The sequence below is a fragment of the Streptomyces sp. SID13726 genome (assembly GCF_010548375.1).
Taxonomy (GTDB): domain Bacteria; phylum Actinomycetota; class Actinomycetes; order Streptomycetales; family Streptomycetaceae; genus Streptomyces.
The window spans coordinates 1-464 of sequence record NZ_JAAGLY010000374.1; the positions used below are offsets into that span (position 1 = coordinate 1).

The window sequence follows — 464 nt, forward strand, 5'->3', positions numbered from 1 at the left end:
GGCGTGGTCGGTGCCGTCGAGGATGAAGTAGCGCAGGGCCGTGAACTGGGCCTCGATGCGGTTGAGCCAGGAGCTGTTGGTCGGTGTGTAGGCCATCTCTACGTTGTTCGCCGCAGCCCAGGTGCCGACGCGCTGGCACCTCTTCGTGGTCAGATGCGGGGAGAAGTTGTCGCTGACGATCGCGATCCGGACCTCTCGCGGATAGAGCGTGCGCAGGTAGCGGCAGAACTCCAGGAACTGGGTCCGTCGCTTGACCGGCTTGATGTGGCCGTAGAGCTTGTCCCTGGCCAGGTCCAGGGCGGCGAACAGGTGTCGCACTCCGCCGTAGCGGTTGTAGGTAGCCCGGCGCCGCCTGCGTGGTTCACGGTCGGGATCCTTGTGCTTGCCTCCGCGTTCGGCCCACTGCCGGCCCGGATGCGGCATCAGATTCAGGGGACCGAACTCGTCCAAGCAGAAGATGACTT

1 protein-coding gene is annotated in these 464 nt (G+C 64.9%); it reads right to left on the bottom strand.

Annotated features, from left to right (window positions below; all coding sequences use genetic code 11):
* On the bottom strand, positions 1 to 464 hold a 464-nt coding region (locus tag G3I78_RS48145; protein WP_343244034.1), incomplete at both ends, for a transposase.